Genomic DNA, 13,941 nt, shown 5'->3' with positions numbered 1-13,941 from the left:
GGCACGGCCGGCCGGGAGCCGCGCAGCGGATGCCCCGAGCGGGGAGGCCGGGGCCTAGAAGCCGCCGTAGGCCTGGAGTTCGTAGAGGCTGCCGCCGTTCCAGCTGGAGGCGGTGACGGTCAGGCGGAGATAGCGGGCGTCGACCGGGTCGCCGGGGAGGGAGTAGGAGGTCTGCGCGGTGGTGTAGCCGCCGGTGTGGTCGTCCAGCGCCGACCAGTTCAGGCCGTCGGCGGAGTACTCCAGCAGGTACTTGTAGCCGCTGGGCTTCTCGAACGTCGTGACCACACCGGAGACGCTGGTGACCTTGCCCAGGTCGACCTGGATCCAGGACGGGTCCGGCAGGCCGAGGCCCTGCGCCCAGCGGGTGGACAGGTCGCCGTCCACGGCCAGTTCCGGGGTGTTCGGCTCCGAGTAGGAGGAGACGGTGACGGGTGCCTTCAGGGCGAGGTCGTGGTCGGCCGGCATGGTGACCGTCGCCGCCGGGCTCGGCTCGGAGGCGTTGAGCGCCGCGTCCCTGGCCACGACGGTGAAGCCGTACTCCTTCCCGGGCGTCAGGCCGCTGACCCGCAGCCGCGTCGCGTCGGTGACGGCGATCCGCTTGCCGTCCTGGTAGACGGCGTAGCCGGTGACGCCCTGGCCGTCGGGGGCCGCAGGCCAGCTCACCTGGGCGAGGCTGGGCAGCAGCGGGGTGACGGTGGGCCTGGCCGGCGCGTCGGGAGCGGTGTGGTCGTCGCCGGGCGCCAGCGGGGTGCCGTAGACCTGGAGTTCGTAGATGCTGCCGCCGTTGAAACTGGAGCCGGTGACGGTCAGCCGTACGTACCGGCCGTGGATCTCCTCGTCAGCGAGGGAGTAGGCGGCCTGCGCGGTGGTGTCGGCGCCCGTGTGGTCGTCCAGGGTGGTCCAGTGCGCCTCGTCCGGGGAGACCTCCAGGCGGTACTTGTAGCCGCTCGCCTTCTCGAAGGTGGTGATGGCGCCGGTGACGTCGTACTGCGCGCCCAGGTCGACCTGGATCCAGGACGGGTCGGGCAGGCCGAGGCCCTGGGCCCAGCGGGTGGACAGGTCGCCGTCGACGGCCAGTTCGGGGGTGTTCGGCTCGGAGGAGGAGGAGACGGTGACCGGCTTGTGCAGCGCCAGGTCCGCGCCGTCGGGCAGGGTGACCGTCACGGGCGCGCTGGGCGGCGACTCGTTGCCCGCCGCGTCCCGGGCGGTCACCGTGAAGGTGTACGACGCCCCGGGGGTGAGGTTCGGGACGCGCACCGAGGTGCCCTTGGACGCGCTGACCACCGTGTCGCCGCGGTGGATCGCGTAGCCGGTGACACCGTTGTCATCGGTGGCGGCCGGCCAGCTCAGATCCACGACGGTCGGGAGGCCAGCGACCGCGCCGGGCTTGCCCGGGGCCGTCGGCGCCGTGTGGTCACCGGTCTCCGGGTCCGGGTCGAGGTGCCGGTACGGCGGCTGGAGGCCGGCGTTGTCGACGATCGAGGCGGGCAGCTGCTCGCAGCCGTCGACCGTCGTGTTGTTCACGATCCTGTCGTCGGTGCTGTTGAACTGCGCGCTGAACCTCGGCGTGGTGGTGAAGTTGTAGTCGGCGGTGATGTCCATGCCGTGGTTGAGCAGCAGCCACTGATAGGCGACATCGCAGAAGGCGTTGTTGGTCGTGTGCCAGTAACGGCTGCCCTCGTCCTGGTAGATCGCCCCGTAGGCCGGCTCGGGGACCTTCCTGATGTAGTTGCCGGAGACGACGCCGCCGGGGTTGGCGCTCAGGGTGTAGATCGCGCCGCCGTCGGCCTGTGACTTCATGATGTCACTGATCTCGTTGTCACTGATGACGTTGTCACGGGAGGTGGTGGGGGTGTCCCACACCGGAACGCCGGAGTTGCCCGGGTAGTTGGTGTCACCGCCCGGATCGGTCAGGCCCCAGCCCCAGCCCACGGAGATACCGCTGTACGGCAGGTCGTACACCTTGTTGTGGGTGATGACGGTGCGGTCGGTGTAGCCGGCGAAGATGCCGAGGGAGCCGTTGTACTGATCGGCGACACGGGTGACGACGTTGTTGTCGACGGTGTTGTCCTTGGTGATGTCCCGGGGATCGTCCGGGTGCGCGTCCACGACCTCGACCCCGCCGACCTGGACACCGGTGGCCGCGATCTGCCGGAACACATTGCCGGTGACACGGGTGCCCCGCGTCCCGGTGTTGAGGTTCAGGCCGACGGCACCGAGGTGGGTGAAGGTGTTCCCCTCGAAGGAGATGCCCTGGCCGTGGCTGACGTTGACCGCGCCGGGCGTCTTGACCCACTTCAGGCGCGTGGAGTCGAAGTCCGGATTGTCGTCGCCGACGATGCGGAAGCCGGCCTAGCCCTCGATCAGCCCGTCGTCCGAACTCGGGGCGAGCCAGGTCGAGTAGGAGAAGGTGATGCCCCGGAAGGAGATGCCGCTGACCGGGTGGTCCCTGGTGCCGTCCAGGTCCACGAGGTCCTGGACGCGCGGGACGGTCACGGTCGCCGTCGCCAGGTCCTGCCCCTTCTCGGGCATGTAGTACAGCTCGCCCTCGCTCTTGTCGAGGTACCACTCACCGGGGGTGTCCATCAGCTCCCGGGCGTTCTCCAGCCAGGTGGGGTTCTGGATCTCCTGGCCCTCGTGCAGGTTGGCGTTGTGGAAGCAGGGCTGCCGCATGGTCATCGTGGTGCCCGAGATGGACTGCACGGGGCAGCGCATCATCATCCAGCCCCACTTGCTGACCACCTCCATGTCGGACTGGTTCCTGTACGAGTCCAGACGGGTGTCGGTGATCTTGTAGCCGGTCGCCGTCTTGGAGAAGCCGGGCGGGTTCTCCGGACCGCGGGCCCGTGTCTCCAGCGCGCCGTCGACGTACAGCTGCCGGGTGTCCAGGTCACCCACGTGCGCCTTGTACACCGTGCGTCCCGCGTCGACGGGGGTCCAGCCGGTGACCCGGCTGCCGCCGCTGATCACCGGGTGCGCGCCCGGGGCCGCCTCGTAGACGACCCGGTGGCCGTTCGTACCCGAGTCGCGGGGCGTCAGGGTGAAGGTGTCGGTGAGCCGGTAGGTGCCGGAGAGCAGCTCGACATCGATGTCACGCCGCATGTCACGGTTGATCTCGCGCACGTGGTCCCGGGCGTGACCGAGCGTCCGGAACGGGTGCTTCAAGGTGCCCGGCCCGGTGTCGCGGCCGTGGTCGGGCGAGACGTAGATCTTCAGCGGGGGCGGCTCGGCGGCCCGCGGGGCGGCCTGGGCGTGCGGGGCGGCGAGGGGAAGGGCCGCGGCGGCCAGGGCGAGGACGGCCAGTGCGCTTCTTCGCCGGGAGGGGCGGGGTGGGGCTGAGGGTATGGACATGGGAATCCAATCGCCTGCGGGTGCGGAGGGAGGGCAGGGGGGCGGCTCGTTCCGGGGTGGTGCGTGCGTGGGGGTCTTTCTCAGGGCGCAGTAGGGCGTTCTCCTCGGCCCCCCGACGGCGGCCTCGTGTCAGGAGGCGGACGTCACCGGCGGGGTGGGCCTGCGGACGGCGCTCGCCTCGGCGGCCGGTGTGCCGGTGCCGGCGGTGGGCTCCGGTGCGGCGGACCCGGACGGATCGGCGGCGTGCGCGGCGGCACTGAACAGACGGTCGCGGATACGGCGCTCGAACTGCTGCCGTGTCGTGGCGATGTGCTCGGTCATCAGCGCGGCGGCACGGTCGGCGTCCCCCGCGGCGATGGCCTCCGCGATCGCCAGGTGCTGGCGACCCGCCACCTCCAGGGAGCCCGGTGTGTCGCCGTGGAAGAGCAGGACGTCGGACTGCGCCGCCAGACGCCGTACGTTGGTGATGCTGGAGCGCAGGAAGATGTTGTGGGCCGCGATGCCCACCGCGTCGTGGAACAGCTGGTCGGCCACGGCGAACGCGTCGGCGTCGTCCTCGCGGCCGGCCTCCAGCGAGCGCTCGGCGCCCTTCTGGATGTTGCGCACCTCGATCGGCGCCGCCTGGCCCGCCGCGCGGCGGGCGGTCTCGGCCTCGATCAGGCTGCGGTAGTCCAGCAGCATCAGCACGTGTTCCATGCTGGTCGGCTGGAAGTGCGCCATGTCGTCGTCGGCCAGCCCGCCGGGCGAGTCGGCCACGAAGATGCCGGCGCCCCGCCGGACGCTGAGCCGGCCGAGGGCCGCCAGCACCTTCACCGCCTCGCGGGTGACATTGCGCGAGGTGCCGAGGATCTCGGCGAGCCCCGCCTCGGTCGGCAGCCGCGCGCCGGGCCGCAGGCCCTGTTCGGCGATGTAGGCGAGGAGCTGCTCGGCGACCAGTTCATAGCCCGGCCGGTAAGGCCTGGGCGTCGTCCCGCCGCCCTTGGCCGATACCTTGCGCTCTGCTGACACGGAACAACCCCCGGCGCCCGAAATGAATCTGACTTATTGGCGGGCAACTATGGCACCGGCACGGGGGTCCGACAAGGGTTACGGCGAACTCTGTTGCGCCGAGGTTACGGCCGCTGCACCCACAGGGGGCGGAGGGCCGCGGTCCGGTGCGATCCATTCGGCCGGGGCGACGGCGAATGAATCAGATTGTTCCCGGTGCCTTCCGGCCGTCGGGGCCGCCGACGGTCCCCGCACGGAGGCCCGGTGAGCGGGGAGGCGGACGGCTACCCTCCGGAGGCCGGCCGGCACGGCGGCCGGGTGGCCTTCGAGGGCACTCCGGCGGACCCGGCGCGGGTGCGCGACGCGCACACCGGCCGGTGTCCGGCCGAGGACCTCGCCGCACACGGTCACCTCTGACGGCCCGGACCACCGGCTCGCCGCCGGGTCCGGGCCGGGCCCCGTGCCGGCGGGCCCGCGGCCGGAGTCGTCGCCCCCGACCGGGCGCCGAGGCGAGGCACGACGGGTGGTGGAGGGTTCACCGGCAGGTGTACGACGCGATCGCGGGCCGCCGCCCGTCCGCGCGCCGGTCCCGAAACCGCGCGTCAGGCCCCGTCGTCGGGGTCACCCGGTGTCGCGGGGCCCGGCTCGCACAGGTGCCGCGCGAGGTGGTCGGCGAGGCGGGGCAGCCAGTCGGGGCGGGCGTTGCCGAGGAGGTGGTCACCGTGCGGAACCTTCAGGTAGGTGCCGCGCGGTGCCAGGCGGGCCAGGGGGCCGCCGTCGGTCACACCGGGGATGACGTCCTGGCCGCCGTCCACGACCAGCAGCGGGGCCGCGATGCGCGGAGCCAGGCCGGTGAGGTCGACGTGGCGGGCGAACGCGCGGGCGGCGTCCGCTCCTCCGGTGCGGCGGGCCATGATGTCCCGCACCGGCGGGGGCAGTTCGGGCCAGTCGAGGCGGAAGGGGCCGCTGACGGTGGCGACCGCCGCCACCCGCGGCTCCAGCGCCGCCGCGCGGGCCGCGAAGTAGCCGCCCAGGCTGAGGCCGACGAGTCCGACGCGGGTGACGCCGAGGGCGTCGACGACCCGGCCGACGACCTGCTCGTACTCCGGCCGGAGCACCGTCGTGGCCGCGAGGACGCCCTGCCCCGGGCCGTCCATCGCGAACACCGCCAGGCCCCGGGCCAGCAGCGCGGCCACCAGGTCCAGGAACTCCTCCTTGGCGGAGTCGAGTCCGGGGACGACGACCACGGTGCCGGGCGCGTCGGCGGGGCCGCGGAGCCAGCCGGTGAACCCCTCGCCGGTCACGCGCCGCGCACCGGGCTCCAGGAGGGCCAACGCACGGCCCAGGGACCGGTCCGCCTCGGCCGCGGCACGCGGGGCCTCCGGGTAGGGAGCGAGCGTGGCCAGGTGGAACCACCGCGCCGCCATGAGCAGATGCCCGCCCGCCGAGAGAGCCGAGCCGGCCCGCTCCGCGCGCTCCAGGTGGGCGTTTCCGGTGCGCACGAAGGCGGGTCCCCAGTCGGCGACGGAGGCGAGGCCGTCGGTGACGCGCCGGTACTCGTGCGGGTCGACGCCCGCTCCGGTGGCGCGGGTCCACTGGGCGGCGGCGAACTCCGTGGCGTTCATCGTTCCTCTCCCGTCGTCAGGACGGCCTTGCCGCGTATCCGGCGCTCCCGGAGGTCGACCAGGGTCCGGGCGGTCTCCGCCCAGTCGGAGACCCGGCCGATCTCCGGATGCAGCCGCCGCTGTTCCACGAGGCGTACCAGCGCCGCGAGATCGGGCCCGTACGGGGCGCCGGCGTAGTGGAAGTGCTGGAGCGTCACGCGTTCGGGCCCGCCGAGCAGCTCGAAGAAGTCCAGGGTCACCGGGGTGCGGCTCGCCTGGCCGAACCAGATGAGCGTGCCGCCCGGGCGCACCTTCGACAGGGCTCGCGGCAGATCGGGCCCGCCCGTGGACTCCAGTACGACGTCGAACGGCCCCCGGGCCGCGGCCACGTCGTGCACCACCTCGGCGCCCAGCTCCGCGAGCCGCGCCCCGCGCACCGGCGTGGCCGTCACCGCGGTCAGGTCGGCACCGGCCCCGACGGCCAGCTCCGTGACGTAGTGCCCGACGCCGCCCGAGGCGCCGGTCAGCAGGACCCGCCGGCCGGCCAGGGAACCGGCCGCACGCAGCAGGCGCAGCGCGGTTATCCCGGCCAGGGGCAGGGCCGCCCCGCGCACGGCGTCGATGCCGGCCGGGAGCACCGCGAGGGAGTGAGTGGGGACGGCCGCGTACTCGGCCCAGCCGCCCCGCGCCGGATGCCCGACCACGCGGGCGCCGACGCCGGGGCCCGAGCCGTCGGCCGCGGCCTGGACGACGAGCCCCGCGATGTCCTTGCCGGGCAGCAGTCCGGGCCGGGGGCGTTCGAGGAGGAACGTCTCGCCCCTGTTCGGTGCGAACGCCTCGACCTTGACCAGTGCCTCATCGGGTTCCGGGACGGGCTGGGGGACGTCGGCGAAGGCGACCGGACGCGCCGCGTCCCCCGTGGGAATCAGTCTTCGCATGCCGGCCATGCAACCCCCGCGCCCGTGCCGGGATCCAACAACGAACCGGCACGACCGACAACCGTCGGTTGTCGCCTAAGGTGGGGGCCATGGATCTGGACGGGGCGCAGCTACGTGCCTTCGTGCGCGCCGCCGAGGAACTGCACTTCGGACGGGCGGCGGCGACGCTCGCCATCTCCCAGCAGGCGCTGTCGAAGCGGATCGCCCGGCTGGAATCCCTGCTCGGCACCGAGCTGTTCGAGCGCGGCGGGAGCGGGGTACGCCTCACCGAGGCCGGCCGGCGCTTCCTCGGACCGGCCCGGCAGACCCTGGCCGCGGCCGACGCGGCGGTGGCGGCGGCGGTGGGGGAGGACCGGCCGCTGCGGGTGGACGTGTGGGGACACCTGTACGCGCCGATGCGCACCCTGGCCGACGTGTCGGGAAGCGGCGGGCATCCCGAACGGGCCGGGCGCGCGGAACGGGCCGGGCAGGCGGAACGGGCCGGGCAGGCCGGACGGACCGGGCGCCCCGAACCGGCCGGGCCCGTCGGCGCGTTGGTGCTCGGCCACGGGCGTGATCTTCCGTCGGTGACGGCGGCGCTGCTGCACGGCGACATCGACGCGGCCTTCGGCCGGGTCCACCCCCCGCTGCACACCGGACTGGCACACCGCCTGGTCCGCCTCGAACCGGTGGACGCCGTCCTGGGCGCGGACCACCCCCTCGCGGCCGAACCGGCCCTGCGGCCGGACCAGTTGCGCGACAGTGTGCTGTGGGCGCCCGGCCCGCTGGACCGCCTGGACTTCCTCCACCAGTTCGCCGACCGGTTCGCGATCCGGGACCGGGCCACGAGCGTCAACCTGGGCCTCGCCCACTTCCTCGCCGAGGTGGCGGCCGGACCGCGCCGCTTCTCGCTGCTCCCCGCCGACGTGCCCCTGCCGGACGTCCCCGGGGTGCGCTCCGTACCGCTCGTCCGGCCCACGCCCCTGTACGCCTGGTCACTGCTGTGGCGCACCGGCACCGCGCACCCGGGGTTGCACGTCCTCATCGCCGCCTGCGCCGCGCGGGCGGGGCGCAGCCGGTGGCTGGAGTACGACCCGGCCCGCGACTGGCTGCCCGAACCGCCCGCGCCGCGCGGCTCCGACCAGGGGCCGGCCGGCGAAGCCGGGACGAGCGTGCGTCACGCCGGTGCCGCCCACTCCTCGCGCAGCATCCCGAAGAGCACGCGGTCGTAGCGCTCGCCCCGCACCAGCACGGCCGACCGGCGCCGGCCTTCCTCGCGGAACCCCAGCCGGGTGAAGGCGCGCACCGCACGCTCGTTGCCGCTCCAGGTGTCCAGCTCCAGCCGGCTCAGGCCGTACGCCCCGAACAGGTGGCCCACCAGGAGCCGCACGGCGTCGCTGCCGTGGCCGCGGCCCCAGAACTCCCGCTCGCCGATCGTGACCCCGAGCGTGGCCACACCGGCGTAGGGATCGAGGTCCCGGTAGTCCGCCATGCCTATCACCTCGCCGGCTGCCAGGTCCTCGACGGTGAACACGGCCGACTCCCTCGGGCTCAGCCGCAGCATGGTCTCGAAGCCGAGCCCGACCGCCTCCGCCGTGACCGGGCCGAAGCACGGGTCGCCCGCCGCGGCCCAGTGCACCACCTCCGGGTCATTGCGCCAGCGGACATGGTGCTCGGCGTCTTCGGGGCGCAGCGCGCGCAGCCTCACGAGCTTTCCTTCGAACATCGGGCAACCCTACTGTCGCGCGGGAACGCCGCCGCGGCCGACCACCGTTTGACATGGAGCGCACTCCAATACCTAGCGTCCTGGGTGAACGGTCCGACGAGTCCAGGAGGCAGCAGCATGACCGACGTCCCCACCCGGCATCTGGGCGAACTGGCGGTCTCCGCGCAGGGACTCGGCTGCATGGGCATGAGCCACGGGTACGGCGCCTCGGACGACGCGCAGTCGATCGCGACGCTGCACCACGCCCTGGACCTCGGGGTGACCCTCCTCGACACCGCCGACTTCTACGGCGCCGGGCACAACGAGGAGTTGATCGGGCGGGCCGTCGCCGGGCGGCGCGACGAGGTGGTGCTCGCGACCAAGTTCGGCTTCGCCAACCGCCTGGGCGAGCCCACCCTGATCCGCGGCGACGCCGCCTATGTGCGCCAGGCGTGCGAGGCCTCCCTGCGCCGGCTCGGGGTCGACCACATCGACCTCTACTACCAGCACCGGGTCGACCCCCGCGTGCCGATCGAGGAGACCGTCGGCGCGATGGCCGAGCTGGTGCGGGCCGGCAAGGTGCGGTACCTGGGGCTGTCCGAGGCCGGCGCGCAGACCATCCGGCGGGCGCACGCGGTCCACCCGATCTCCGCGTTGCAGAGCGAGTGGTCGCTGTGGACCCGGGACCTGGAGGCGGAGACCGTCCCGGTCTGCCGTGAACTCGGCATCGGCCTGGTCCCCTTCTCGCCGCTCGGGCGCGGCTTCCTGACCGGCCGCTACAGCTCGGTCGACGGGCTGGCGGAGACCGACGTACGGCGCGGCCAGCCGCGCTTCGCCGACGGCAACCTCGAACGGAACCTGGCGATCGTGGCCAGGCTGGAGGAGCTGGCCGCCGCCAGGTCTGTCACGGCCGGCCAGCTCGCCCTGGCCTGGTTGCAGCACCGGGGTGACGACGTGGTGCCGATCCCCGGCACCCGCAGGCAGCGCTACCTGGAGGAGAACCTGGCGGCGCTGGACGTCGAGCTGTCCGCCGAGGACATCGCCGCGATCGAGGCCGCCGCCCCGCCCGAGCACGTCGCGGGCAGCCGCTACGACGCGACCAGCCTCACCTACGTCAACCGCTGACCGCCGCGGCGGGTTTGCCGTGCGGCACCTTCCCGACCGGCGTCCGGGGCGCCACGGACGCCGTAGGTGACGACGCGGGGCCGGCCGTCGGTGGCCGGCCTCTTCCCGCGTGGGCGGGGGCGGCGGTGGCGTGGGTCCGGCTCAGACGGAGACCGCCGGCGGCTTGGCCAGGTCGCCGGGCAGCTCGTCGTCCTGCCGGGGCCTGGCCCTGCCGAGGAAGCCGTAGGTCGCTCCGGCCAGCAGCGCGCCGCCGACCAGGTTGCCCAGCCCCACGAGCAGCAGGTTACGGGCGAAGTGGCCCGCGGTGGCGCCCGGGAGGTGTTCCATCAGGCCCAGCCAGTAGTACGTCATGTTGGCCACCACGTGCTCGAAGCCGGAGCCGACGAAGGCCAGCAGGCACCAGAAGACCAGCGCCAGCTTGGCGCCGTCGGACCTGGTCCGCGCGGACGTCCACACCGCGAGGCAGACCAGGAAGTTGCACAGCACGCCACGGAAGAACAGTGCCGTGCCGGACTCGGCCGCCTTCGTCTTCATCAGGCCCGCCAGCAGCGCCATCGCCGGCGCGGGATGACCGGGTGAGGCGCCCGTGTCGAGCACCCCGCTCTCGTACACCAGCCAGGAGAACAGGGCGGAGCCGAGCAGATTGCCGATGTACGACCCGACGATGAGCGTCACGGCGTTGACGACCGTGATGCGCCGGGCGGCGATGCCGTGGACCGACGTCATCATGTTCCCGGTGGTCAGCTCGGCACCGGCGAAGATCACGAGGGTGAGCGCGATGCCGAAGACCGCGCCCTCGACCAGCTTGGTGTAGGGCGACCCGGCGGCCTGGAGGGGGCCCGCCACGGTCAGCAGCAGCACCGCGGCGACGCCGATGTACGCACCGGCCAGCATGGAGCTGATGAGGTACCCGGCCGGGCTGCGCAGGCCGAGGACCTTGTCGGCGGCGGTCTGGCCCTGGTCGGCCAGGGCGTCGGATAGGGGGAGGGGCATGACGTCACCTCTGGATGGTCGGACACCTGGTACGCGGGCCGGCGTGACGTCGGCCGGGGACAGCCTGGCCTGTCCGGGGAGAGATGACATCGCTAGAACGAGTGAGCGGCCCCCCTTTTCTTCACGGCGTCCTATTTCGCAGGACTTGCTTCCTTCTTTGCAGGACCACTGCTAGCGTGCGTCTACAGGAAGGCCACGCGAGTGAGGTGAGGGAGCCGATGCGGTTCGTGTCCCTTGAGTACGAGGGTGTGCGGTACGCGGCGACGGTGCGGGGCGAGTGGGCCGTGCCGTTGGAGGGCGTCAGCGAGCTGGGCAGGCAGACGCCCCTGGAGGTCCTGCGGGCGCCCCGGCTGCGCGAGCACGAGGCCATCCCGCTGGCGCGCGCCCGCCTGCTCCCGGTCGTACCGGAGCCGCGGAAGATCGTCTGCGTGGGTCTGAACTACCAGTCGCACGTGGGCGAGACCCGCCGGGAACTGCCCGTCTACCCCGTGCTGTTCACCAAGTTCCCCTCCAGCCTGATCGCGCACGGGGACGCCGTCACGGTGCCGCCGGAGTCGGAGCAGGTCGACTACGAGGCCGAACTGGCCGTGGTGATCGGAGCCCCCGCCCGCCGGGTCCCGCGGGACCGGGCACACGAGGTGATCGCCGGGTACACCGTGGCCAACGACGTGACGATGCGTGACTACCAGTACAAGACCCACCAGTGGCTCCAGGGCAAGGCCTGGGACGCGTCCACGCCCCTCGGGCCGGAGCTGGTCACCCACGACGAGATCGGCGACCGTGTCGGGTCGCTCGACATCAGCCTCACCCTCAACGGAGAGGTCCTCCAGTCGTCGAACACGTCGAAGCTCATCTTCGACATCCCGACCCTCATCGCCACCGTGTCGGAGTTCACCACCCTGCTGCCCGGTGACGTCCTCCTCACCGGAACCCCGGGAGGGGTGGGCTTCCGCAGGGACCCCCAGGTCTTCCTCCGGCCCGGCGACAAGGTCGCCGTGAGCATCGAGGGCATCGGACGCCTGGAGAACACCGTGACGGCCGAGGACGCCTGACCGAGGCCGGCACCACCACGTCCACGAGAGCATCACGACAGAAAGCGAGCACACCCATGGCCATCGTCGAACTCGGCCACACCGGTCTGTGGGTCAACGACCTCGACCGCATGCGCGACTTCTACACCCGGGTCCTCGGCCTGACCGTCACCGACGAGGACGCCGAGCGCGGGATCGTCTTCCTCAGCTCCCGCCCCGGCGAGGAGCACCACGAATTCGTCATCCAGCGCGGGCGCACCGCCGAGTCCGGGGCGCGGCTCACCCACCAGATCTCCTGGCGGATCGACTCGCTGGAAACCCTCGTCGCGTTCCACGAGCGGTTCCGGTCCGAGGGCATCCCCGTGCAGCAGGAGGTCACCCACGGGAACGCCTACGGGATCTACTTCTTCGACCCGGAAGGCAACCGCAACGAGGTGTACGTGCGGGTCGACCGCGATGTGCGGCAGCCGTTCCGCAAGACGCTCAACCTCGACCAGCCGCTGGCGCAGATCGAGGCGGAGGCCGAGCGCCTGCTGCACGACGGCGGACCGGCCTACCAGCCCGTCCAGTAGGAAGCCGCCGTGCTGAGGGGAGAATCCGTGGACGGCACAGTCGTCGACCCCGGCGACAGCGGGGTCCTGACGGCCGACGTGGCGGTGGTCGGGGCGGGCCCCGTGGGCATGACGGCCGCCGCGCTGCTGGCCGCCGACGGTCTGAGCGTCGTGGTGGTGGAACGCAACCCGGTGACGAGTGACGCCCCGAAGGCGATCAGCATCGACGACGAGGCCCTGCGCGTGTACCAGGCGGCCGGATGCGCCGAGCGGGTGCTGCGCATCATCGTCCCCGGCACCGGCACCAGGTACTACGGCGCCGACGGCGAACCGCTGTTCCAGGCGCGGGCCGAGGTGCCGTACCGCTTCGGGCACCCCTTCAAGAACCCGTTCGCCCAGCCGGACCTGGAGCGGGAACTGCTGGCCCACCTGAGGGCCGACCCCCGGGTCTCGGTGCTCATGCGCACCGAACTCGCCGGGCTGCGCCAGGACGCGACGGGGGTGGAGCTGGTGTGCCGGACCGCCGGCGGCGTCCGCACGATCCGCGCCGCGTACGCCCTCGGCTGCGACGGCGGGCGTTCGACGGTGCGGGACCGCCTGGGCGTCGGTATGAGCGGACGCGGCTTCGACGACGTGTGGCTGGTGGCCGACGTCCTCGGGGACCCGCACACCGAGCGCTACGGCATGCACCACGGCGATCCGCGCCGCCCCCACGTCATCGTCCCCGGCCGGGAGGGCCGCTGCCGCTACGAGTTCCACCTCCACCCGGGCGAGTGCGCGGCCGGGCAGCAGCCACCGTTCGAACTGGTCCGCCGGCTCCTCGAACCGTTCCGTACGCTCACCCCGGACCAGGTGCAGCGCGCGGTGGCGTACCGGTTCCACGCTCTCGTGGCGGACTCCTGGCGCGTCGGACGCTGCTTCCTGCTCGGCGACGCGGCCCACATGATGCCGCCCTTCGCCGGCCAGGGACTGAACTCCGGCATCCGAGACGCGGCCAATCTCTGCTGGAAGATCGCCGGCGTGCTGCGCGGCACGCTGACCGACGCGGCCCTCGACACCTACGAGACCGAGCGCAGACCGCACGCGGAGGCCACCGTGGCCCTGTCGGCGAAGCTGGGCCGGATCGTGATGACCACGAACCCGCGCCTCGCCCGGCGCCGGGACGCCGTCGTGCGCGCGATGATGCGGTCACCGGACAAGCGCGCCTACCTGGAACACATGCGGTACCGGCCCCCTCAGCGCTACCGGGACGGGCTGGTGGCCCCCGGCGGGGCGCCCACCGGAGTCATGCTCGGCCAGCCCAGGGTGTTCGACGTCGACCACGGGCGGACCCGGCTGCTCGACGAGGTCGTCGGCCACGGTTGGGCGCTGCTCGGGGTCGGCGTGCCCGAGTCGGGCTACGGCAGGGCCCTCGACGCGCTCCGGCCGCTGGACCCGGTCGTCGCGCACGTCGCGGTGGGCGACGTCCTGCCCGCCTCACCCGCCGCGCCGCGCGTCCTGGTGGACGTCGACGGCGGCCTGGAAGCCGAGACCGCGGCCTACCGCGGCCGGTACGTGCTGCTCCGACCCGACCGGTTCGTGGCGGCGTGCTGGCCGCCGGACGCCCCGCCCGACCTCGCGGAGACCCTCGCACTGGACCGGGCGGTCCCGGCCGGGCTCCCGCTGGCCGGCTGACGG

General features: G+C 73.0%; 13 protein-coding genes. 6 read left to right on the top strand and 7 right to left on the bottom strand.

The genetic code is table 11. The annotated features are described in order from the left end of the window. Positions 1-54: 54 nt before the first annotated feature. The 3 genes from ABZV94_RS09990 to ABZV94_RS09980 all read right to left on the bottom strand — a co-directional run bounded on the left by ABZV94_RS09990 (position 55) and on the right by ABZV94_RS09980 (position 4,359). Positions 55-2,301, bottom strand: coding sequence for a discoidin domain-containing protein (locus tag ABZV94_RS09990; protein WP_356339179.1), 2,247 nt, complete (start codon positions 2,299-2,301; stop codon positions 55-57). Between the two features lie 51 nt (positions 2,302-2,352). Further along, complete coding sequence (locus tag ABZV94_RS09985) at positions 2,353-3,351, bottom strand: hypothetical protein (protein WP_356339157.1); 999 nt, start codon at positions 3,349-3,351, stop codon at positions 2,353-2,355. A 129-nt stretch (positions 3,352-3,480) separates the two neighbouring features. Further along, positions 3,481-4,359, bottom strand: a complete 879-nt coding sequence (locus tag ABZV94_RS09980; RefSeq protein WP_356339154.1) for an FCD domain-containing protein — start codon at positions 4,357-4,359, stop codon at positions 3,481-3,483. A gap of 243 nt (positions 4,360-4,602) precedes the next feature. Between ABZV94_RS09980 and ABZV94_RS09975 the strand changes: the two genes are divergently transcribed. Further along, on the top strand, positions 4,603-4,755 hold the full coding sequence (locus tag ABZV94_RS09975; protein ID WP_356339152.1) for a hypothetical protein: 153 nt from the start codon (positions 4,603-4,605) through the stop codon (positions 4,753-4,755). A 185-nt stretch (positions 4,756-4,940) separates the two neighbouring features. Here ABZV94_RS09975 and ABZV94_RS09970 read toward each other — a convergent pair whose 3' ends face one another. Then, positions 4,941-5,963, bottom strand: a complete 1,023-nt coding sequence (locus ABZV94_RS09970) for an alpha/beta fold hydrolase (RefSeq protein WP_356339150.1) — start codon at positions 5,961-5,963, stop codon at positions 4,941-4,943. After that, a complete protein-coding gene (locus ABZV94_RS09965) occupies positions 5,960-6,880 on the bottom strand; it encodes a zinc-binding dehydrogenase (protein WP_356339148.1) in 921 nt (306 codons plus the stop codon). The genes ABZV94_RS09970 and ABZV94_RS09965 overlap by 4 nt, the downstream gene beginning before the upstream one ends. 89 nt (positions 6,881-6,969) lie before the next feature. On the opposite strand from ABZV94_RS09965, the gene ABZV94_RS09960 reads away from it, so the two are divergent. Then, the gene (locus tag ABZV94_RS09960) at positions 6,970-8,091 is read left to right on the top strand and encodes a LysR family transcriptional regulator (protein ID WP_356339145.1); all 1,122 of its coding nucleotides are present in this window, start codon (positions 6,970-6,972) and stop codon (positions 8,089-8,091) included. On the opposite strand, the gene ABZV94_RS09955 is transcribed toward ABZV94_RS09960, so the two are convergent. Next, a complete protein-coding gene (locus ABZV94_RS09955) occupies positions 8,037-8,585 on the bottom strand; it encodes a GNAT family protein (RefSeq protein ID WP_356339143.1) in 549 nt (182 codons plus the stop codon). The two genes, ABZV94_RS09960 and ABZV94_RS09955, sit on opposite strands and share 55 nt — an antisense overlap. A gap of 117 nt (positions 8,586-8,702) precedes the next feature. Between ABZV94_RS09955 and ABZV94_RS09950 the strand changes: the two genes are divergently transcribed. Further along, the gene (locus tag ABZV94_RS09950) at positions 8,703-9,689 is read left to right on the top strand and encodes an aldo/keto reductase (RefSeq protein WP_356339141.1); all 987 of its coding nucleotides are present in this window, start codon (positions 8,703-8,705) and stop codon (positions 9,687-9,689) included. 141 nt (positions 9,690-9,830) lie between these two features. On the opposite strand, the gene ABZV94_RS09945 is transcribed toward ABZV94_RS09950, so the two are convergent. After that, the gene (locus ABZV94_RS09945) at positions 9,831-10,682 is read right to left on the bottom strand and encodes a formate/nitrite transporter family protein (protein ID WP_356339138.1); all 852 of its coding nucleotides are present in this window, start codon (positions 10,680-10,682) and stop codon (positions 9,831-9,833) included. Between the two features lie 218 nt (positions 10,683-10,900). Between ABZV94_RS09945 and ABZV94_RS09940 the strand changes: the two genes are divergently transcribed. The 3 genes from ABZV94_RS09940 to ABZV94_RS09930 are packed head-to-tail and all read left to right on the top strand — an operon-like array spanning position 10,901 to position 13,938. Then, positions 10,901-11,734, top strand: a complete 834-nt coding sequence (locus tag ABZV94_RS09940) for a fumarylacetoacetate hydrolase family protein (RefSeq protein ID WP_356339136.1) — start codon at positions 10,901-10,903, stop codon at positions 11,732-11,734. A gap of 56 nt (positions 11,735-11,790) precedes the next feature. Continuing rightward, positions 11,791-12,285, top strand: coding sequence for a VOC family protein (locus ABZV94_RS09935; protein ID WP_356339134.1), 495 nt, complete (start codon positions 11,791-11,793; stop codon positions 12,283-12,285). 27 nt (positions 12,286-12,312) lie between these two features. After that, on the top strand, positions 12,313-13,938 hold the full coding sequence (locus ABZV94_RS09930) for a bifunctional 3-(3-hydroxy-phenyl)propionate/3-hydroxycinnamic acid hydroxylase (protein ID WP_356339131.1): 1,626 nt from the start codon (positions 12,313-12,315) through the stop codon (positions 13,936-13,938). The last annotated feature ends 3 nt before the right edge of the window (positions 13,939-13,941 follow it).

This window comes from Streptomyces sp. NPDC004658, from assembly GCF_040609555.1.
Classification (GTDB): domain Bacteria; phylum Actinomycetota; class Actinomycetes; order Streptomycetales; family Streptomycetaceae; genus Streptomyces.
This window is presented reverse-complemented; position numbering and strand designations above follow the sequence as displayed.